We start from the raw sequence: 19,947 nt of genomic DNA, 5'->3' as shown, positions 1-19,947 counted from the left end.
CTCCGAACAAACTCACAGACTTGAAAATTGCGGGGAGCCGGCGAAGCACCCGCCGGCCCTAAATGCCTACTGCTTCTTCGAGTAGATGTGGTCAATCGCGTTAGCGTAGCGCTGTGCCACAACATAGCGCTTGACCTTCATCGTTGGGGTCAGCTCGTTGTCCTCCTCAGTCAGGTCAGATTCCAGAATGTAGAACTTCTTAATAGCCTCCGCATGGGAGACAGTGGTGTTGACCTGGTTGATAGCGTCCTGGATTTCCGCACGCAGCGTGGCGTCGGTAGCCACCTCGCGCATGGAACGGTTGGCCGGGATATTGTGGTCAGCCTTCCATCGCTTGAGCTGGTCCTCCTCCAGGGTCAGCAGCACACCGATGAATGGCTTGCCGTCGCCCACGACCATCGCCTGGGAAATAAGCGGGTGCGCACGCAGCATGTCCTCCATCGGCCCTGGGGAGACGTTCTTGCCGCCTGCGGTAACGATGAGGTCCTTCTTACGGCCGGTAATGACAACGTGGCCGGAATCCATAATTTCGCCCAAGTCGCCGGTGTTGTACCAGCCATCTTCCAGAGCATCCGCGGTGGCCTCTGGATTATTCCAGTAGCCCTTGAAGACGATGTCGCCCTTGATCATGATTTCGCCGTCTTCGTTGACACGGATGGTGGTGCCCTCCAGTGGCGGGCCAACGGTACCGATCTTCTGATTCTCAAAGTCCACGGCTGCAGCTGCCGCAACCTCGGTAAGCCCGTAGCCTTCGTAGACGGTCACACCGATGCCGCGGAACCAGTGCAGCAGGTCATGGCTCATCGCCGAACCACCGGTGATACAGTACTTCACTTCGCCGCCCATCGCTTCACGAATGGTGGAGTACACTAGTCGGTCAAAGAGCTTGTGCTTTGCACGCAGCACGCGGTCTGGCCCCTCCGCGGTGTCCAACGCACGCGAGTACTCAATGGCCACTTTCTCGGCCTCGCGGAAGATGCCCGCCTTAATTGGGCCGCCCTCCTTGGCCTTGGCAGCCGCACCGTTGCGCACCTTTTCGAATACGCGCGGCACGCCCAGAATCAGGTTCGGGCGGGATCGCTGGAACTCGATGGTGATGGTGCTGAAGTCAGACCAGTGATTCTGCGAAGCACCGCTCATGGCAACGGCCAGGGATACTGCACGCGCCAGCACATGGGCCAGCGGCAGGAAGGTCAACACGTGGTTGCCCGGCACGGCGATGCCGCCAATCGGGTTGGTCAGCAGGCCCAAAGTCTCCGCCAGCCAGTTACGGTGGGTCAGGATGCAGCCCTTCGGGCGGCCGGTGGTGCCGGAGGTATAGACCAAAGACGCGAGATCGTCGGTCTTGGTGGCAGCGATGCGGGCGTCAACGACGTCGTCGGAAAGCTCGCGGCCCTCAAACATCAAGGTATCGATGGCCGAGGAGTTGATCTCCAGGATGCGGCGCAGCTGCGAAGGCGAATTCTTCAGCGCCGGCTTGCCGTCCTCCTGCAGCTTCAGGTGCGCCACCAGCTCAGAGTGCTCGCGCGATTCAGTAATCGCCAGCACCGCGCCGGAGTCCTCCACGATCCACTGCACCTGGGACAGCGAGGAGGATGGGTAGATGGGCACCGAAGCTGCGCCGGCAGCCCAGATTGCGAAATCCAGCAGCGACCACTCGTAGCGGGTGTTTGACAGCAAGACCACGCGATCTCCCTGCTCCACGCCAGCGGCAATAAGGCCCTTTGCAACTGCATAGACCTCTTCGACGAACTGCTTGGCAGTGACGTTAACCCACTCATAGCTGGCCGGGCGGGTAAACATCACGCCGTGTGGGCGCGCCTTCGCCGTGGCCATCATGCGGGTTAGACAGGTTTCACCGTCTTCGATTTCAAACTTTGCAGGAGTGTGCGCTTCTTGCATAGTCACTGGATATCCTTTCGCACATCTATATAACTCCAGCCCACTCTATCAACCGATCCCCCGGCGTGTGGCCTAAAACCGTGGCAGAATGTGGCCTGTGACTACGCGTGAACTGCTCGAAGAACTCGCCCAGCGCCATGGCGTTGCCGCCAAGTACTCCTCCCAATCCGGCTACCCCATTTATGTAACGGATGAAACAATCGCCTATACCCTGCGCGCATTGGGCGTGGCGGTGGAAGACCGCGCGAGCGAGGAGCGCCTGACACACCTGCTCTACGAGGATTACTTAGAGCGGGCATCGCGCCCGTTGCCGCCGTGCGTGGTGGCCAAAGAGGGCGTCGAGAAGCAATTCCTCGTGCACGTGCATGCGGGCCAGCCGGTGGATATCCAGGTAGAGCTCGAAGATGGGCAGCTCCGCCAGGTCTATCAGGACGAAAACAATGTCCCGCCTGCCGACGTCGCCGGTACCCACTGGGGCGAGGCCACCTTCCACATTCCGGGGGATCTGCCGCTGGGCTTTCACGAAATCCAAATGTCCTCGCCGGGCATAGGCGCGCATTCATGCCCACTGATCATCACCCCGGCACGTCTTAACACCGCTGACCCGTACCTAGAGCGCCCTGCCGCAGGCGTGATGGCGCAGCTGTATTCGGTGCGCTCGGAAAATTCCTGGGGCATCGGCGACTTCCAGGATTTGGGGCGCCTGGCGCAAACGGTGGCGCCTTTCGCCGATTTTCTGCTGATTAATCCCCTGCATGCCGCCGAGCCGGTGCCACCTGTAGAGGATTCGCCGTATCTTCCCACCACGCGGCGTTTTATCAATCCGCTCTACCTCAACATCGAGTCCATTCCGGAGCTGCAGCAGCTTTCCCCGGAGCTGCTTGACGACGTCCACGAGCTCGCCGCCGAGTTCCGCGAGCGCAACCGCAGTGCCGCTGAAATTGAGCGCGATTGCATCTATGAAGCCAAACTCCAAGTATTAAAAGAGCTTTATAACCTGGAATTTTCTGCTGAGCGCCAAAATAAGTTCTTGGAATTCCAGCAGGCAGAGGGCAAAGGCCTACAGGACTTCGCGCGCTGGTGTGCCGAGCAAGAGCTTTCGCTGCGCACGGGCCAGCGTCATGCGGTGGAGGAAGAGGCCGGAGAACTCGCGCGTTTTTATGCCTGGCTGCAGTTCTTGTGCGATGAGCAGTTGGCTGACGCGCAGCGTCGCGCCAAGGAGGCGGGCATGCGCATCGGGCTGGTCACCGACCTAGCCGTAGGCGTGCACCCGGGTGGCGCGGACGCGGTGAACCTCGCCGAATACCTCGCGCCGCAGAGTTCCGTGGGTGCCCCGCCTGATGATTACAACCAGCAGGGCCAGGACTGGTCCCAGCCACCGTGGCACCCGGTGCGCCTGGCGGAGTCGGGCTATAGGCCGTGGCGAGAGATGTTGCAGACCATCCTGCGCCACTCGGGCGGCGTGCGGGTGGACCACATCTTGGGGTTGTTCCGCCTGTTTTGGATTCCGCGCATGACGTCGCCGCAGAACGGCACCTATGTCTATTACGACCACGAGGCCATGCTCGGCATTCTCGCACTGGAGGCCCAGCGGGCAGGAGCGGTGCTCGTGGGCGAGGACTTGGGCACTCTCGAGCCGTGGATTCAGCATGTGCTGGCAGAGACCGGGGTGCTGGGAACTTCCATCGTGTGGTTCGAGCGCGCCGAGGATAACGAGTCGCCCTTGCCGCAGCACGCATATCGCCGCTTAGCGCTTGCCTCCGTGGGCACGCATGATCTTCCGCCGACCCTGGCTTATCTGCGCGGCGAGCATATCGCGCTGCGTGCACGGCTGGGCGTGCTCACCCGCTCCGTGGCCGAGGAAGTAGCAGATGACCGCAAGTGGCAGGCACGGCTTCTGAATGAGGTGGAGCGCACCGGGCTGCTGCCGCGGCGCGAGCCAGAGGAAGAGGTTGTCTTGGCTTTGCACCGCTACATCGCCGGCACGCCTTCGGCGCTAACGAGTACGAGCCTGGTGGACATGGTGGGCGACGTTCGCGCGCAGAATCAGCCCGGCACCACGAAGGATCTCTACCCCAACTGGTGCGTGCCGTTGTGTGATTCAACGGGCACGCCCGTGCTCATTGAGGACTTGGAAAGCAACGAGTTGTTCCAGAAAATGGCACGCGCTAGCGCCCGCCGCGGCGATTAAATAAAACGATTAAATAAACAGGCCGATGATTGCCACCACAACGACGAGCGCGATCATCGTCCACAGCGTCAGGCTGACGCGTGACTTTGGCAGGGCGCGCTTGCGGGGTGCAGGAGTTTGATTGCGTTCGGGATCCCAGAGGCCTTCGCGCGGATCTTCGGGCGTTGACATGGTTTCCAAGCTTAGCGGGTGGCGGAAGTGGAAGTCTTCTTCGGCCCCTTCAGGTGGCGGGCCGTGAAGTCGATGGCGAACATCAATGCCCAGGCTGCGAGCGCAAGCAGCGGCACCGCCACCGCGATGAGCACCGGCATTTGCAGCCACACCGGCGCCTGCACCATCGCCTGCGATAGAGCACCCGTCAAATTTGTCCACCATTCCATAAAGCGGGATTTTAGCCGAGTACTCTAGCCCGTATGACTAACACGCCAGTTCACGTCACATGCCCGGCAGGCACGATCACCGGATACACCACTGATACGGTCAATTACTTCCACTCCGTGGACTATTCGGAGATCCCCAGCGACTTCGCCGATGCGCGGCCGCTTCAGACACCTCGCGACCAGGACGCACGTGTTCCGCGTCCGGAGGCGGTTGCGCTGACTATCACCGCGCCTGCCAAGACCACGGATGCCCCAGTGTTGGTCTACATCCACGGCGGGCGCTACGAACATGGCACCCACGAGGATCCACGCGCCGAAGGCACCGCCAACGCGCAGGCCGGAATCGTGCAGGTGCAGGTGGGCTACCGAGTGGGGCTGCCAGGCTTTGCGAGCTTCCGCGACGACGAGGCCTTCCGCTTCCGCGGCATCGATGATTGCCAGCTGGCGCTCGAATGGATCCAGCGCAACATCGAGTCCTTCGGCGGCGACCCCACTAACGTCACGCTCATCGGCCAATCAGCCGGCGCCACCACCGCGTTGTGGCTGATGCGCCGCGACCACTACCGTGGCGCTTTCCGCCGCGTTGTCGCGCTTTCCCCAGCCTTCCCGTTGCAGCCCTTCGAGGAGCGCAAGGCCACGCTGCGCCAGGCCATGGGCACCGCGATTACCCGCGGCTCGCTAGAGAGCCTGCCACAAGAAAAGCTGGAGGCGGGCTACCGCAAGTTTGCAAAGAAGTACAAATACGGCCTGGCATTGGGCCCCGCGCCTTTCGACGCCCGCGAGCTCGCCGACATCCCGCTGGTGCTCGGCTCTACCCACGACGAGTTCTACGACGTAGCCTCCGCACAGAAGGCCGACGCCAGCCCGTTCCGCAGGCTTATCGCGCGCTATCTCGCGCCCAAGTTCGGATTCCCACGCAACTCGGTAGATACCTGGATGCAGGTGGCCAACTATTTGGACGAAACCCGCCCGCTGGGCCGCATGATTGGCGATGGCAATATTCGCCGCTGGGTGGCACAAGCAGGTGCCGACGCCCCTGGCCCTACCTGGATGATCGAATTCACCCGCGCCGATGGCCCGGCACTCCACTGCGCCGAGCTGCGCTATCTCTTCGGCGTGCACAACAACGACTCCACGAAAAGACTCAACCGCTGGCTCCAAGAATTTACCTGCACCGGCGAGACCGGTTTCCCGGAGTATCGCCCCGACCACGCCATCTGGGAATACGAGATGGATAGCGGCAAGCAGCGAGTTGCTTACGCCAGCCTCGATTACGTGGCCGCCGCTTTCAGCGAGGACACCCGCGCCGGCGGGCTGCTATAGCGCAGAAATGGCCTCGCGCAGCGGGACCTCTGCAATTTCCTCAACCATCCAGGGGCTAAAAGCAAACGGGGCGGAATCCGCGGCGTCGATAAGCGCGGCGGGTGCTGCCCACGCGATGGAATCCACCTCATCAGGATTCGGGTGCAGCTGCACATCCTCCGGGAGCTCCAAGACGAAGACCGGGCAGATCTCATGCTCGACGATGCCGGAGGAATCAACGGCCCGATAAGAAAAGTCTGGTAGAACCTCGCGCACCTGGTCCGCCTCCGCGTGGATGCCCAGCTCGAAGTGCGCCCGACGCAGCACCGCCGAGACGTTGTCCTCCCCCGGCGCTGGATGGCCACAAAAAGAATTGGTCCATACGCCAGGCCAGGTCTGCTTTGCCAGCGCGCGGCGGGTCACAAGCACCTTGCCGCCTGCTATAACCCACGCAGAAAACGCGAAGTGCAGCGGGGTATCCGTGGTGTGAACGGCCGCTTTATCAGCTGTTCCGGCAGGTAGTCCGTCGGGGCCGGCGAGGACTACGAGTTCTGTCATAGGTTGAGGTCTCCCACGTAGGTGACATTGCCGATGCTAAAGCGGGCATTCCAGAGGTTGCCCGGGGTGACGTTGAAGCGGTACTGCAGGTTCGTCGAAGCACCCGCGCCCAGAGGCAGGTCCAGGCCCGGCGCGGCTACGTCGGCGTTGGCCTCTGGGTCATAAGGCAAAAGCTCAATCTTGGACCAACCGCCATTGCCGTCAGCGCGCTCGAGGACGGGCTCCTCGAAAGCATCAACAGGCAGGGCCTGGTCATTGAGGTTGTGCAGCTTGATGGTCACCACGGATCCCTGCACGGAGTCGCTATATACGCCCTGCAGATCCCACTCGACGTTCAGGCCATCGTCTTTGACCTTGGCGCCCAAGTCGGAGGAGATCTCCTTGTTGTCTACATCTTTGGGCTCATAAGGCGGCTCTTCCGAGCTAGAAACCACGATGTCTTCGCCCAATCCGGTTTCCTCTGGCTGCAGGATGGCACAACCGGAGGCAAGGGTACCGATTGCTGCCACAGCAGCAATCAACTTCAGAGACCTATTCACCGCGAATTCCTTTTTGCTTTTGGGACGGATCAAAACTTTTCTTTAATACCTTAACCTAGTCAGTGTTTATTGCCGTACAGGTGGCATACTGTTCCTTCTCGAATCTTTCTCACCCCTACCTCAGAATTGAGAGGCGCTAGCTAGCTTTATGAACTCCATCTTGCGCATTACTCGCAGTGCTTCTGCGCTGTGGCCTTTTTATTTGGGAGTGCTTGCCACCGCCACGGTGACCGCGGTGCTCTCGCTCATCTCGCCCTTCTTGGTCCGCGAGGCAACCGACGCCATCGTTGAGTCCTTGCAGGGCAACACCCCGGCCGAAAGCGCCCTGCGCACCGTCATGTGGCTGGTCATCGCATTGTTTGCTGCCGACGCCCTGGGCAACCTGATTAAAAACGTCGGCGGCTATATCGGCGACGTCATGGTGGCGCGCCTGCGTCAGATCCTGTCCACTCGCTACTTTGCCAAGCTGCTTTCCGTGCCGCAGGCCTACTACGACAATCAGGTCACCGGCACCATCATCGCCCGGCTGGATCGCTCAATCTCCAATATCACGCAGTTTGTGCAGTCCTTCTCCAACAACTTCTTCACCATGCTGATTCAGGCCATCGCGGTGTTGGTCATCATGGGCATTTACTACTGGCCGCTGGCCATCCTGCTCACGCTGCTGTTTCCGCTGTACATGTGGCTTACCGCCATGACCTCGACGCGCTGGCAAAAATACGAGGGGAAAAAGAATGCCGATGTGGACCAGGCCAATGGCCGCTTTGCTGAGGTCATCGGCCAGGTTAAAGTGACCAAGTCCTTCGTGGCGGAGGTGCGCGAGCTCGATAGCTTCGGCAAGCTCTACCGCCGCATCGTCGATACCACCAAGCCGCAGTCGCGCTGGTGGCACTCCATGGATACCCTGCGCGGCGTGGCCATGTCCCTCATCTTCTTGGGCATCTACGCCATCGTGTTCTGGCGCACCCTCCATGGCCATTTCAGCATCGGCGATATGGTCATGATCTTGCAGCTGGTCAACCTGGCCAAGCAGCCGGTGTTCATGATGAGCTGGATTGTGGACACGGCCCAGCGCGCCATCGCCGGTTCCAAGGACTATTTCAAGGTCATGGAGGAAAACTTCGAGCCGACGGCGAACAAGGGCCTCATCGAGGCCACCACGGCTTCCGACGCCCCGGTGCTTGACCTCAAACCGGTTCAGCCTTTGGAGCCGACGCCGGGCAAGCCGATCTTTGCTTTCCAGGACGTGTCCTTTTCCTATGAAGAAGACAAGCCCGTGGTCGAAGAAATCACCTTTGCTGCCGAGGAAGGCCACAAGGTGGCTTTGGTCGGCGAATCTGGCGGTGGCAAGTCCACGCTGGTCAATCTGCTGCTCGGCCTCTACCACCCCACCGCCGGCCGCCTTAGCGTGCTGGGCCACGACGTCGACGAACTCAAGGCCGCGTGCCTGCGCGCCTCTGTCGGCGTGGTCTTCCAGGAGTCCTATCTGTTCTCGGGCACCATCCGCGAAAACATCGCCTACGGCAAGCCCGGTGCGAGCGAGCAGGAGATAATCGACGTCGCCAAGCGCGCCAATGCCCACGACTTCATCGAGGCTTTCCCGCAGGGCTACGACACCGTCATTGGCGAGCGCGGCCTAAAGCTTTCGGGCGGACAGAAGCAGCGCGTTGCCGTGGCACGTGCGATGCTCAAGGACGCGCCGATCTTGGTCCTGGACGAGGCCACCTCTGCGCTGGATACCAAGGCCGAACGCGCCGTGCAGGCAGGCCTGGATGAGCTGATGAAGAATCGCACCACGCTGATCATCGCCCACCGCCTGTCCACCATCGCCGACGTGGATACCATCATCACCCTGGATAAAGGCCGCATTGATGAGATTGGTTCGCCGGCGCAGTTGTCCCAGTCCGGCGGCATCTATGCCGAGCTGCTGCGCCTTACCCAGTCCAGCTCGCGTGCAGACCGTGAGCGTTTGAAGCGCTACGGATTCGTCGAAAACACCGCCGCTGAGACGGAAGAATAATAAACCTGTTGCCTGCTTTTGCCCCGCGCTAGTGTGGGGCTTATGCAGTTTCCATCACTAGAAAAGTTACAAGCCCGCGGCACCCGGAAGTGGACGGTGTACGGCGATGACGTACTGCCGCTGTGGATTGCAGAGTCCGATTTTGAAACTTCTCCTGCGGTCAAGGATGCAATCCAGCGCGCCGTGGATGCCGAGACCTTTGGCTATACCCCCTCGCCGAAGTCGGCCGGGCTTAATGACGCCGTGGCTGACTTTTATGAGACGCGCTACGGCTGGCGCCCCAACCCGCGGCAGATCTTCTGGATCGGCGATGTAGTCCGGGGCCTTTTCTTGGCACTGAACTACTTCACGCGGCCGGATTCCCCGGTAGTGGTTCCGGTACCTTCCTATCCGCCGCTTTTGGAACTGCCGGAAGCCGCCGGCCGCGAAAAGATTGAGACCACTCTCGATCTCGCAGACATCGAGCGCGCCTTCCAGCAGGGTGCCGGCTCCATCTTGCTGGCCAATCCCTTCAACCCACTGGGCACCGTCTTTGAGGAAGACTATCTCACTAAGTTGGTAGCGCTGGCGGAGAAATATGACGCGCGCATCCTCGCTGACGAGATCCACGCTCCTCTGGTCTACGAGGGCAAGCACATTCCGGTCGCTTCCTTGGGCGAGGCCGGCGCAAGGCGCACCATCACCGTGACCGCTACGTCCAAGGCGTGGAATATTGCGGGGCTAAAGTGCGCGCAGATCATTTTCTCTAACGCCGGCGACGTTGCCACCTGGAATAGCTTGAGCGGCGTGGCCAAGGACGGCACCGGAACTTTAGGCGTGCTAGCCGCCGAGGCCGCCTACCGCGACTATGAGTTCCTAGACCAGGAGATTGAGTATCTGCGGCAGACCCGCGATTGGCTCGTCGAGGAGCTGCCAAAGCGCATACCGGGGCTGAAAACCACCGTTCCGCAGGCAACTTACCTGCTGTGGCTCGATTTCCGGGACACCGCGATTGGTGATAACCCCCAGCCCGCGAAGTGGCTGCGCGAGCACGCCAAGGTGGCCCTCAACGAGGGCGAGACCTTTGGCACCGGCGGCAGCCACCATGCCCGTTTGAATTTCGCGACTTCTCGCGAGATCTTGAAAGAAGCACTCGACCGTTTGGAGAAGGTTTTCTAATAGCAATTAGAAATTTGCCAGACTTCCCTCCACCGTATAACGTATTATGAGACAGTTATCCCAAATAGTGGGAAACCAGAGGGAAGATATGACAACACAAACACAAACACCTGCGACTCCGACCGGCAAAAAGGGCGGCTCCGTCACCACCATCGTGGTGGCCTCGCTGATGCTCTTTTCGATGTTCTTCGGCGCCGGCAACCTTATCTTCCCACCCATGGTCGGCGTAGCCTCCGGCACCAACTTCTGGCCGGCCATCCTGGGCTTTTTGGCGGCCGGCGTGCTGCTGCCGGTCCTGGCGGTCGTCGCTGTGTCCATCTCCGGTCAGTCCGTGCGCGATATCGGAAACCACGGCGGCAAATTCTTCGGCATCGTATTCTCCGCCATGGCTTACCTGGCCATCGGTGCTTTCTACGCGCTGCCACGCACCGGCGCAGTTTCCATGGAAACCGCCATCACCCCGCTGTTCGGCTGGGAAGGCTTCGGCGCCAACGTCACCTACAACATCATCTTCTTCCTCGTGGCACTCGTCTTGTCGTGGAAGCCAAATAGCATCATCGACACCCTGGGCAAGTTCCTGACCCCAGCGCTGGTTATCTTGCTCTTCGTCCTGATCACCCTGGCCTCTTTCGGCGCCGAACGCGTCCCGGCCACCCCTTCGGAGGACTACACTTCTTCCGCCATGGTCACTGGCCTCTTCGAAGGCTATAACACCATGGACGCCATCGCTGGCCTGGCCTTTTCCATCGTCATCGTCACTTCCCTGAAGTCCAAGGGCTTCAAGGAAGGCAAGCCGGTGGTTTCCGGCACCATCACCGCCGCCGTTATCGCCGGCGGCCTGCTGGCCGCCATCTACCTCGGCCTGGGCTGGATCGGCCAGACCATCCCGAACGGTCAGAGCTATGAATCCGGCGCCACCCTGCTTGCCGACGCCGCGAATTCCACCATGGGCGACATCGGCCAGGCAGTCTTCTCCGCCATCGTCATCCTGGCGTGCATGACCACCGCGGTCGGCCTTATCGTCGCCACCTCTGAGTTCTTCGTGCAGCTGGTTCCAAAGACCACCTACCATTTCTGGGCCGTGCTCTTTACCCTGCTGTCCATCGCCTTTGCTTTCCAGGGCTTGGAGACCGTCCTGGCCATCGCAGTTCCATTCATCACCTTCCTGTACCCGCCGGCCATCACCCTGATTGCACTGACGCTGCTGCAGCCAGTGGTCAAGAATGCCGTGCGCTTCCGTTGGGCCTTCCTGCTCGCGCTGTGGACCTCGGTCATCTGGTCTGCGCTGTCCGTCCTGGCGGGCCAGGGCTGGCTCGCAGGCATCCAGCCGCTGCTGGACGTCTCACCGGGCCAGGCCGTAGGCCTTGGCTGGTTCGCGCCGACGGCGATTGCAGCCCTCATCGGCATGGGCATCGACTTCGCACAGCGAAATAAATAGTCCGGGCGTAGCGTTGGAAATAAGAGCACTTTCCAACCTGCAACTTCAACCTGCAACTTAAGGACTATTAGTGACCAACCGCGCAAAGCTTTCCCTGCTTGACTTCTGCACCATCTACGAGGGCGAGACCGCCGCAGAATCGATGGCTCGCTCCGTCGAGCTTGCACAAGTTGCAGAGAAGGCCGGCTACTCCCGCATCTGGTACACCGAGCACCACAACATGCCGACGATCACTTCCTCGTCGCCCGCGGTGCTCATTTCCCACATCGGCGCCAAGACCAACACCATCCGTCTTGGCGCCGGCGGCGTGATGCTACCCAACCACGCCCCCTACGTCGTGGCCGAGCAGTTCGGCACCCTGGCCGAGCTCTACCCCAACCGCATCGATCTCGGCTTGGGCCGCGCGCCTGGCACAGACATGCACACCCTGGGCCGCGCACTGCGCCGCGACGCCCACGCAGCAGAGCGCTTCCCCGAAGACGTTAAAGAGCTGCAGGGCTACTTCTCCGGCAAGTCCTTGGTCCCGGGCGTGCAGGCCATTCCCGGCGTAAACACCCACGTGCCGCTGTACATCTTGGGCTCTTCCATGTTCGGAGCATCGCTGGCCGCCAAGTACGGCCTGCCCTATGCCTTCGCCTCCCACTTCGCGCCCACGCACCTGCGCCAGGCCACGGCCTATTACCGCAATAACTTCCAGCCCTCCGAGGCGCTCAGCGAGCCCTATGTCATCGCAGGCGTCAACGTCACCGCCGCCGATACCAAGGAGGCTGCCGACGCCGAGTATGAAAAAGTGTGCTTCAACCGCGTCAAGGCCTTCGCCGGCCGCGGCAAGTATCTAACGGATCAGCAAGTCGAACAGATCAAGAACTCCCACCAGGGCGCGCAGATTCTCGGCATGATGAAATACAGCGCCGTGGGCACCACCGACCACGTGCGCGACTACCTCGCAGACTTCCAGGAGCTAGCCCAAGCTGACGAGCTGATGATCTCGCTGCAATCCACCGGTCATGACAACCTCCTGCAGAACATGAACCTGCTCGCGGATGCATGGGAACTCGGCTAGAAATACCCCCACCAAACACCCCCTAAAAACTTGTGCATATTCTAGTCTCGAGCGATTAAGACGCTCGATTTAACTTGATTAGCATTTCCATTATTTGGCTTCCAATATTTTCGCTACGTAAGGAGGAGGCATGCCACCACGCGGGGTGCAGCAGCACAAGAAGATCGCGGACTATCTACGCGGCCTCATTAAGGACGAGAGCATCAAGGCGGGTGACTTTCTTCCCAGCGAGGCGGAACTGTGCGAGAAGTTCAACTCCTCCCGCGGCCCAGTGCGCCAGGCCATTGCGAGCCTGCGCGCCGAAGGCTTAGTAAGCTCCGGCCGCGGACGTCGCTCCGTGGTGTTAGGCAGCTTCACCGCGGAGAACTTCGACGCGATCTGCTCCATCACCAACTGGCTGAGCGGCCGCGGATACAACGTTGGGCAAAAGACCCTGTGGACCGCCCGCCGCCCTGCCCCCAAGGAGGCGGCAAGCTACCTGCGCATCAGCGAGGACGAACAGGTGGTGTTTGTACACCGCATCCGCAGCATCGACGGCGAGCCGGTTGCCATCGAGCGTATGTATTTCCCGCTGCACGTGGGCAAGCACATTTTGGACTTCGATGCCGATTCCGGCTCCATCCACAATCATCTGATGGCCCAAGGCGTCGAATTCGATAACGCGCACCGCGAGCTGACTCTTACCTGCGCCTCCGAAGAGGACGCAGCAGCCCTTAGCTGCGAGCCTGGCACTCCGCTGTGGCGCATCCACATTGAGCTTTCCGATCACGCTGGCCGCCCCGTGGAGTACACCACCAATCTCCTGCGCGCGGATCGCATGAAGGTCGGCATTACCAACGTCCGCGGCACTACTTCCCCACTTGAGGTCATCCTTACTGACTAACCCTCCCCCGAGGGACATTCGCTTAACCGAGCCGAAACGCTTAACCTGCTTACATGAAGAAAGTACACCTAGCGCGTGCAGCGAGCGCGCTGGTTCTCGGGGCGTCGCTAAGCGCGTGCTCAGCCGGACACACGGCGGTCAAACCCACCGCCAGTGATTCGCTGACCATTGCCGCAACCGGCGCTGCTACCTCTCTCGATTTCACCAACGTCGGTGGAGCTGCCATCCCCGCCGCACTCATGAGCAACGTCTACGAAACCCTCGTACGCATCGAAGGCGACGAGATTGTGCCAGGCCTCGCCGAAAGCTGGGATGCAAAAGACACCACCTATACCTTCCACCTGCGCCATGGTGTGCAATTTAGCAACGGCGACGAATTCACCGCCGAGACCGCTGCTTATTCCATCAACAACGTGAAGGAAAAGTGGACCAACGGCATCTCCAAGCAGATGGAGGTAGTAGAAAGCGCCAAGGCGCTGGACAAATACACGCTGCAGGTAAAGCTGAAGAAACACTCGAATAGCTGGCTGTGGTCCATGGGCACGGCAATCGGTGCGATGATGACGCCAAACGCCATGGATTTAGCCACCCAGCCCGTGGGTACGGGCCCCTTTGAGCTTGCCGGATTTGCGCCCGGTGAATACATCTCCCTGCGCCCGCACCAGAATTACTGGGGCAAGGTGCCAAAAGAGCAGGTGACCATCCAGTACTTCCCCGATGCAATCTCTTCGGTCAATTCCCTAAAGTCCGGCGGCGTCGACGTGGTTTGGGCGATGCAGACCCCAGAGCTGCTCGATAACTTGGGCGAGGGAATCCGCACCGCCGTGGGCACCACCAACGGCGAGGTGCTGCTTTCCATGAACAACAACGCCGCGCCTTTCGACGACCCACGCGTGCGCCGCGCCGTGGCCTATGCCGTCGACCGCAAGGCCGCGAATCAGATTCTGTGGGACGGCCTGGCCAAGGACACCGGCGGCGCGCCCGTACCTCCTACCGACCCATGGTTCAACGAGAAGGACTATTACCCTTACTCCCCGCAGCGCGCGAAAGAGCTTTTGCAAGAAGCCGGCGCCGAGGGCGCGCACATCACGATTACCGCGCCGACCCTGCCCTATGCCCAACGCGTCTCTGAGCTTTTATACTCGCAGCTAACTGAGGTCGGCTTCGACGTCACCCTCGAATCCGCCGAGTTCCCCGCCGTCTGGCTGGGCCAAGTCATGGGCGCGAAGGATTACCAAATGTCCCTGGTCTCCCACGTGGAGCCGCGCGATATTCCGACGCTCTTCGGCAACCCGGACTATTACCTGGGCTATGACTCGCAGAAGACCCGCGACCTGCTTTCCGCTGCGGATTCCGCCCCGGAGAGCAAATACGCCGCGGGCATGGAAAAGGCCGTGAACCAAATCATGGCCGATGCCGGTGCGCTGACGCTGATGAACATGCCCAACATCGTCCTCTACCGCGATGGCATCGAGGGCCTGAACCCGAACCAGGTAACCGACGCCATCGAGCTGGCAGATCTCAAGGAGGCACCGTGACCTATCTCAAGGCTCTCACCAAGTTCGTGGTGACCTTGTTCGCCGCCTCCATCGCCATCTTCCTGCTCATGCGCGCAGTCCCGGGCAACCCGGCGCGCGTGGCACTGGGCGTTAACGCCACTGACGACGCCGTCGCCGAGCTGACCACCGCCTTGGGCCTCGACCGCCCGCTTTTGACGCAGTACTTCGATTGGGTCGGCGGCCTGCTCAGCGGCAACTTCGGCACCTCCCTGGCCTCCCAACAGGACATCACTCCGCTGGTGGTTGACCGCGCGCAGGTCTCGCTGATCTTGGTGGGGCTGGCGATCCTCTTGGCCCTCGCCGGCGCCGTGCCGATTGGCATGTGGCTGGCGCGCACGGGCAACACGTTCGTCTCGGCACTGACCCAGATTGGCATCGCGATCCCAAGCTTCCTCGTGGGCATCATCATGGTGGCCTTCTTCGCGGTGCGGCTGGGTTGGCTGCCGGCCAATGGCTGGATTCCGCCGGACCAGGACTTCGGTGGCTTTATCGCCCGCCTCATCATGCCAGTGATCTCCCTGGCCTTGGTGCAGGGTGCGATGCTCACCCGCTACGTGCGCTCCTCCATCGTGGATGTGATGGACCAGGATTACATCCGCACCGCCCGCGCGCTGGGTCTATCCCACGCGGAGGCGCTGCGCCGCCACGGCCTGCGCAATGCGGCCCTGCCGGTGCTCACGGTCACGGGCCTGCAGCTGACCACGCTGATTGTGGGTGCGGTGGTCATCGAGTCCGTCTTCGTCATTCCGGGCCTGGGCAGCATGCTTCTCGACGCCGTGTCCAACCGCGATCTCACCACCGTGCAGACCCTGGTTATGCTGTTGGTCTTTTTCACATTGGCCATCAACTTGGCCACCGACTTGGCCTACCGCGTAATCGATCCGCGTTTGAAGGAGAAGCGATGAAGAAGTTGGGTTTCGTTCTCGTCGGTATCACCGCCCTCCTCGCGGCGGTCTCCCTTTTCTGGACGCCTTATGCCCCGAACATCGCCTCGCCCGATTTGCTGGCGGGCAGCTCCGCTGAGCATCTCCTCGGCGCCGATCGCTTTGGTCGCGACATCGCCTCACGCCTGATGGTCGGCGCACGCATCACGCTCTTCGTGGGCGTCATCGCCGTCGGCATTGCCGCGCTCGTCGGCGTTCCGCTCGGTGTGGTGGCGGGCATGCGCCGCAATAGCATCCTCGACTCCCTCATCATGCGTGGCTCCGATCTGCTGCTGGCTTTCCCTGCCTTGCTGCTGGCCATCATCGCCGGCGCGGTATGGGGTCCGTCGACGATTTCGGCCATGATCGCCATCGGCATCGCGGGAATCCCTTCCTTCGCCCGCGTGGCACGCTCTGGCACCCTGCAGGTGGTCACGCAGGACTTCATCGCCTCGGCGCGCGTGTCCAAAGTTCCAGCGCCCACCATCGCGGTGCGCCATATCCTGCCTAACATCGCCCCGCTTATCATCGTGCAGTCCTCCGTCTACTTCGCACTCGCGATCCTCGCCGAGGCCGGCCTTTCCTACCTGGGTCTCGGCACCACCCCGCCCACCGCGTCGTGGGGCCGCATGCTGCAAGATTCCCAGTCCCTGCTGGCCAGCCATCCCATGCAGGCCTTCTGGCCGGGCCTTGCCATCGCCGCCACGGTGCTGGGCTTTAACCTGCTTGGCGACGCCCTGCGCGACATCCTCGATCCCCGCCTGAAAGGAGGCAAGCGATGATTACCGTCACCGACCTTCGCATCCATAACGGCGATAAAACGCTCGTCGGCCCTTTGAACTTTTCCTTGGATGCCGGCGAGAGCCTCGGCATTATCGGTGAGTCCGGCTCCGGCAAGTCCCTAACCGCGCTGTCCATCATGGGCTTACTGCCAAAGAACCTCCACGCTGAGGGTTCCATCGAGCTTGGCGGACGCGAGCTCGTGGGCCTGCGCGACCGCCAGGTGCGCAAGCTGCGCGGCGCCGACATGGCGATGGTCTTCCAGGAGCCGATGAGCGCGCTTGATCCGCTCATGCGCGTGAGCAAGCAGCTGCGCTACGCCGGCGCGTCTGCTGAGGCGCTCAACGAGGTAGGCCTCGATCCGGCCCTTGCCTCGCGTTTCCCGCACGAGCTTTCCGGCGGCCAGCGCCAGCGCGTAATGATTGCCATGGCCATGGCCCGCAACCCCAAGCTGCTCATCTGCGACGAGCCCACCACGGCCCTCGATGCCACCACGCAAGACGGCATCCTGGACCTCATCATGGAACTGACCCAGCGTCACAACACCGCGCTGCTGTTCATCAGCCATGACCTACGCGTCATCCGCCGCATGTGCCCTGAGACGTTGGTCATGCAGGACGGCCAGATCGTCGAATCCGGCGCGGCGCTGGACAACCCCCAGCACCCGTACACCAAGCACCTCATCGCGGCCTCCCAGTCCAAGCCGGCCGCCACTGAGCCGAAGCTCGGCGAGGTTGTCATTTCCCTCGACCACGTCACCAAGGCTTACGGCTCCACTACTGCGCTTTCCGACGTCTCCCTCGAAGTACGCAAGGGCGAGCGCATCGGCGTCGTCGGCAGCTCCGGCTCCGGTAAGACGACGTTGCTCAAGCTCATCACCGGCCTTGAGCAGCCGACCTCCGGGTCCGTGAAGGTGGAAGGCCGCGTGCAGATGGTATTCCAGGACCCGCAAGGTTCCCTCAATCCGCGCATGCCGATCTGGAAGATCGTGGCTGAGGGCTCGCCCACACAGGTCACGCGTGCCGAGATTGCGAAAATCTTGGCGGAGGTCGGCATCGACGAGGATGCCTTGGACCGCTTCCCCCACGAGTTCTCCGGCGGCCAGCGCCAGCGCATCTCGATTGCCCGCGCGGTCATCGGCAACCCGGACATCCTCCTCGCCGACGAAGCGGTCTCCGCCCTCGACGTCTCCGTGCGCGCCCAGGTCCTCGAGCTGCTTGGGAAGCTCGTTGAAAGCTACGGCCTAACGCTGGTGTTCATCTCGCATGATCTGGGTGTGGTCAAGCAAGTGTGTTCCAGTCTGACTGTCATCCACCATGGTGAGCTGATCGAACGCGGAGTATGGTCCGCCCCACAGCACCCGTATACCAAGTCGCTTCTAGAGGCTGCGCAGGGGTAACGTATGCCGCGATATGAGCGAATTGATTGAGCATCCCCTACCGCAACGCCCGCGCCCGCTAGAGCTTTTCACCGCCTACAACTCTTCGGTGACTCGCTGGCCGGGCGCGATGCGTGCTGCTCTCGCCATCGCCATTCCCGGCGCGCTCGCCATCCTCACCGGCCACCCCGACGCCGTGCTGTTGGTCACCGCGGGCGCGATGTCCGTCATTTACGGCGAGGGGCACCCCTATCGCACCCGCCGTTGGGTGATTCTCACTGCGGGCGTGCTCCTTACCTTGGCCGCTACCGTTGGTTCGCTGGTGGGTGAGCTCGTCTTCGCCCCGGGCCACGGACACTGGTGGCTTTTGCTGTCTGCGGCCTTTGCTATTTCCATTGGCGCGCTCGGCGCCTTCCTGCAGAATGCGCTACGCCTGCCGCCGCCGGGTTCCTTCTTCGTAGTGATGGTCGGCGGCGGCTCCACCATGCTCGCGCGCACCGACATCACCCCCTTTGCGGTCGCTGCGTGGTCCGTTGCGGGTGTCATCGCTGCGTACTGCCTGGGCATGCTGCCTCGCTTCCATTCCCCGCACGGTCCGGAGACCCGCACTGTCGCGACCCTAGAGAAGGCCGCTGCCGCCTTTGAGAACTCCACAACCGACGTCTTGGCACGCCACCATCAGGCACAGACGGCGCTGGCGAATACGTGGCAAGCGCTTTCCGACGCCGGTATCGTCCGCGGCGGCCGCGTCGTCCAAGCATCACAAGGCCACCTCGTGGAGCGTGCCCTTGCCGCGCAGAACCGCATCGTGCAGCACAACCAGTCGCTGGATCTCTCTGCCAACTCGGATGAGCTTTCTGACTCCCCGACCTACGTCGACCCAAACCGCACCGCCATCCCGCACACCAAGCCGACGATGCGCTACCGCATCTACCGCGCGTCGGTGGGCAACTCGCATGCGGTGGTGACGGTAGAAAAGATTCTGCTTGCGGCCATCGCCACCACGCTCGTGGGCCTTGCACTGGGCCTAGACCGCCCGGACTGGGGCGCAGTTTCCGTGCTGCTTCTTCTGCAGTGGGGCCCGGACCACGTGCCCGGCACCATCCGCGGATTGCAGCGAATGGTGGGCTCGCTGCTCGGTGTGTGCGTGTTCTACCTCATTGCGTCCTTCGGATTAGAAAGCTGGACGCTGCTGCTCGCGCTCGCTGCCTGCCAATTCTGCGCGGAGATCTTCGTGGTCAAGAACTACGCCATCTGCGTCATCTTCTCCACGCCGCTGGCGCTGCTCATGGGCCATACGGCCGATCACTTGGCGTTCACGGCCTTCTCCCGCATCTGTGAGATCGCGCTGTCGGTGGTCTTTTCCTTGCTGGTGCTCTGGCTATGGAAGCCGCGTGCCCAGCTGACCAACCATTACCGTCTGCAGGTCCGCTGCCAGGAAGCAATCACCAGCCTGCTGGGCGCACTACTTTTCTCGACCCCCGACGAGTCCCTGGCCGCTCGCCGCGACCTGCAGTACGAGCTGCTTTCTGAGCGCCGCTCCATCCAGTCCATTGCAGTCAACCACCCGCAACACGTGGGTGATTTCTGGCAGCGCCACCTTGCCCTGCAGCATGCGGGCTATTTCATCTTGGATTATTGCTCAATTCACCCGGACGAGGTTCCGGGTGACATCAACGCACTGGTATCCCTAGCGCGAATAGACTTCGAAAAGTAGAGATTTATCGAGCACATGCTCTTCGATGCGCTCAAAGACCTCAAAAGCCGATAGCAACTCGGCGTCTGCGACATCGTACGAAGAATCATCAAAATTTGGCAGTTGCATTCGTGGCAATCCAATCCATTAGAAACTCTGATTCCCCGATACTAGCGG

Annotated in this window: 18 protein-coding genes; 12 read left to right on the top strand and 6 right to left on the bottom strand. The window is 61.5% G+C overall.

The window, feature by feature from the left end; genetic code table 11:
- Positions 1-66: 66 nt before the first annotated feature.
- Complete coding sequence (locus WM42_RS10315) at positions 67-1,902, bottom strand: AMP-dependent synthetase/ligase (protein ID WP_062037925.1); 1,836 nt, start codon at positions 1,900-1,902, stop codon at positions 67-69.
- 97 nt (positions 1,903-1,999) lie between these two features.
- On the opposite strand from WM42_RS10315, the gene malQ reads away from it, so the two are divergent.
- Positions 2,000-4,093, top strand: a complete 2,094-nt coding sequence (malQ, locus tag WM42_RS10310) for a 4-alpha-glucanotransferase (protein WP_062037922.1) — start codon at positions 2,000-2,002, stop codon at positions 4,091-4,093.
- 9 nt (positions 4,094-4,102) lie between these two features.
- Here malQ and WM42_RS13470 read toward each other — a convergent pair whose 3' ends face one another.
- Both WM42_RS13470 and WM42_RS13335 read right to left on the bottom strand, forming a co-directional pair.
- Entirely contained in the window at positions 4,103-4,264 is a 162-nt protein-coding gene (locus WM42_RS13470; RefSeq protein ID WP_162839579.1) for a hypothetical protein, read from the bottom strand.
- An 11-nt stretch (positions 4,265-4,275) separates the two neighbouring features.
- Positions 4,276-4,473 (bottom strand): hypothetical protein, encoded by a 198-nt coding sequence (locus WM42_RS13335; protein WP_070433034.1) that lies wholly within the window; start codon positions 4,471-4,473, stop codon positions 4,276-4,278.
- Positions 4,474-4,506: 33 nt separating this feature from the next.
- Here WM42_RS13335 and WM42_RS10305 point away from each other — a divergent pair, with 33 nt between their 5' ends.
- On the top strand, positions 4,507-5,796 hold the full coding sequence (locus WM42_RS10305) for a carboxylesterase family protein (protein WP_062037919.1): 1,290 nt from the start codon (positions 4,507-4,509) through the stop codon (positions 5,794-5,796).
- On the opposite strand, the gene idi is transcribed toward WM42_RS10305, so the two are convergent.
- Positions 5,791-6,333 carry an isopentenyl-diphosphate Delta-isomerase gene (gene idi, locus WM42_RS10300; protein WP_061925785.1) on the bottom strand — a complete coding sequence of 181 codons (543 nt, stop codon included), beginning with the start codon at positions 6,331-6,333 and terminating at the stop codon, positions 5,791-5,793. The genes WM42_RS10305 and idi overlap by 6 nt on opposite strands.
- Positions 6,330-6,872: a hypothetical protein gene (locus WM42_RS10295; protein ID WP_061925781.1), complete on the bottom strand. Its 543-nt coding sequence runs from the start codon at positions 6,870-6,872 to the stop codon at positions 6,330-6,332. Before WM42_RS10295 ends, idi begins: the two co-directional genes overlap by 4 nt.
- A 148-nt stretch (positions 6,873-7,020) precedes the next feature.
- On the opposite strand from WM42_RS10295, the gene WM42_RS10290 reads away from it, so the two are divergent.
- From WM42_RS10290 to WM42_RS10245, 10 genes are all read left to right on the top strand, one after another.
- A complete protein-coding gene (locus WM42_RS10290) occupies positions 7,021-8,892 on the top strand; it encodes an ABC transporter ATP-binding protein (RefSeq protein WP_062037916.1) in 1,872 nt (623 codons plus the stop codon).
- Positions 8,893-8,934: 42 nt separating this feature from the next.
- A complete protein-coding gene (locus WM42_RS10285; protein ID WP_062037913.1) occupies positions 8,935-10,050 on the top strand; it encodes a MalY/PatB family protein in 1,116 nt (371 codons plus the stop codon).
- Positions 10,051-10,138: 88 nt separating this feature from the next.
- Positions 10,139-11,488 carry a branched-chain amino acid transport system II carrier protein gene (brnQ, locus tag WM42_RS10280; RefSeq protein WP_062037910.1) on the top strand — a complete coding sequence of 450 codons (1,350 nt, stop codon included), beginning with the start codon at positions 10,139-10,141 and terminating at the stop codon, positions 11,486-11,488.
- A gap of 70 nt (positions 11,489-11,558) precedes the next feature.
- The gene (locus WM42_RS10275) at positions 11,559-12,551 is read left to right on the top strand and encodes an LLM class flavin-dependent oxidoreductase (RefSeq protein ID WP_061925768.1); all 993 of its coding nucleotides are present in this window, start codon (positions 11,559-11,561) and stop codon (positions 12,549-12,551) included.
- A gap of 130 nt (positions 12,552-12,681) precedes the next feature.
- Positions 12,682-13,434, top strand: a complete 753-nt coding sequence (locus WM42_RS10270) for a GntR family transcriptional regulator (RefSeq protein ID WP_061924001.1) — start codon at positions 12,682-12,684, stop codon at positions 13,432-13,434.
- A gap of 53 nt (positions 13,435-13,487) precedes the next feature.
- Positions 13,488-14,972 carry an ABC transporter substrate-binding protein gene (locus tag WM42_RS10265; protein ID WP_062037907.1) on the top strand — a complete coding sequence of 495 codons (1,485 nt, stop codon included), beginning with the start codon at positions 13,488-13,490 and terminating at the stop codon, positions 14,970-14,972.
- Positions 14,969-15,898: an ABC transporter permease gene (locus WM42_RS10260; protein ID WP_201057377.1), complete on the top strand. Its 930-nt coding sequence runs from the start codon at positions 14,969-14,971 to the stop codon at positions 15,896-15,898. The genes WM42_RS10265 and WM42_RS10260 overlap by 4 nt, the downstream gene beginning before the upstream one ends.
- Complete coding sequence (locus WM42_RS10255; RefSeq protein WP_062037904.1) at positions 15,895-16,698, top strand: ABC transporter permease; 804 nt, start codon at positions 15,895-15,897, stop codon at positions 16,696-16,698. The genes WM42_RS10260 and WM42_RS10255 overlap by 4 nt, the downstream gene beginning before the upstream one ends.
- A complete protein-coding gene (locus WM42_RS10250) occupies positions 16,695-18,095 on the top strand; it encodes an ATP-binding cassette domain-containing protein (RefSeq protein ID WP_062037901.1) in 1,401 nt (466 codons plus the stop codon). The genes WM42_RS10255 and WM42_RS10250 overlap by 4 nt, the downstream gene beginning before the upstream one ends.
- 13 nt (positions 18,096-18,108) lie before the next feature.
- Positions 18,109-19,791, top strand: coding sequence for an FUSC family protein (locus WM42_RS10245; protein WP_062037898.1), 1,683 nt, complete (start codon positions 18,109-18,111; stop codon positions 19,789-19,791).
- On the opposite strand, the gene WM42_RS13775 is transcribed toward WM42_RS10245, so the two are convergent.
- Positions 19,765-19,899, bottom strand: a complete 135-nt coding sequence (locus tag WM42_RS13775; RefSeq protein ID WP_256366449.1) for a hypothetical protein — start codon at positions 19,897-19,899, stop codon at positions 19,765-19,767. The genes WM42_RS10245 and WM42_RS13775 overlap by 27 nt on opposite strands.
- Positions 19,900-19,947 lie beyond the last annotated feature (48 nt).

The sequence above is a fragment of the Corynebacterium simulans genome (assembly GCF_001586215.1).
In the GTDB taxonomy this organism is placed as follows: domain Bacteria; phylum Actinomycetota; class Actinomycetes; order Mycobacteriales; family Mycobacteriaceae; genus Corynebacterium; species Corynebacterium simulans.
This window is presented reverse-complemented; position numbering and strand designations above follow the sequence as displayed.

Excerpts from the sequence above, each read along its gene's own strand:
- WM42_RS10315 (WP_062037925.1), bottom strand. The coding sequence starts at position 1,902 with ATGCAAGAAGCGCACACTCCTGCAAAGTTTGAAATCGAAGACGGTGAA.
- WM42_RS13470 (WP_162839579.1), bottom strand. The coding sequence starts at position 4,264 with ATGTCAACGCCCGAAGATCCGCGCGAAGGCCTCTGGGATCCCGAACGC.
- WM42_RS13335 (WP_070433034.1), bottom strand. The coding sequence starts at position 4,473 with ATGGAATGGTGGACAAATTTGACGGGTGCTCTATCGCAGGCGATGGTG.
- WM42_RS10305 (WP_062037919.1), top strand. The coding sequence starts at position 4,507 with ATGACTAACACGCCAGTTCACGTCACATGCCCGGCAGGCACGATCACC.
- idi (WP_061925785.1), bottom strand. The coding sequence starts at position 6,333 with ATGACAGAACTCGTAGTCCTCGCCGGCCCCGACGGACTACCTGCCGGA.
- WM42_RS10290 (WP_062037916.1), top strand. The coding sequence starts at position 7,021 with ATGAACTCCATCTTGCGCATTACTCGCAGTGCTTCTGCGCTGTGGCCT.
- WM42_RS10285 (WP_062037913.1), top strand. The coding sequence starts at position 8,935 with ATGCAGTTTCCATCACTAGAAAAGTTACAAGCCCGCGGCACCCGGAAG.
- brnQ (WP_062037910.1), top strand. The coding sequence starts at position 10,139 with ATGACAACACAAACACAAACACCTGCGACTCCGACCGGCAAAAAGGGC.
- WM42_RS10270 (WP_061924001.1), top strand. The coding sequence starts at position 12,682 with ATGCCACCACGCGGGGTGCAGCAGCACAAGAAGATCGCGGACTATCTA.
- WM42_RS10265 (WP_062037907.1), top strand. The coding sequence starts at position 13,488 with ATGAAGAAAGTACACCTAGCGCGTGCAGCGAGCGCGCTGGTTCTCGGG.
- WM42_RS10255 (WP_062037904.1), top strand. The coding sequence starts at position 15,895 with ATGAAGAAGTTGGGTTTCGTTCTCGTCGGTATCACCGCCCTCCTCGCG.
- WM42_RS10250 (WP_062037901.1), top strand. The coding sequence starts at position 16,695 with ATGATTACCGTCACCGACCTTCGCATCCATAACGGCGATAAAACGCTC.
- WM42_RS10245 (WP_062037898.1), top strand. The coding sequence starts at position 18,109 with ATGAGCGAATTGATTGAGCATCCCCTACCGCAACGCCCGCGCCCGCTA.
- WM42_RS13775 (WP_256366449.1), bottom strand. The coding sequence starts at position 19,899 with ATGCAACTGCCAAATTTTGATGATTCTTCGTACGATGTCGCAGACGCC.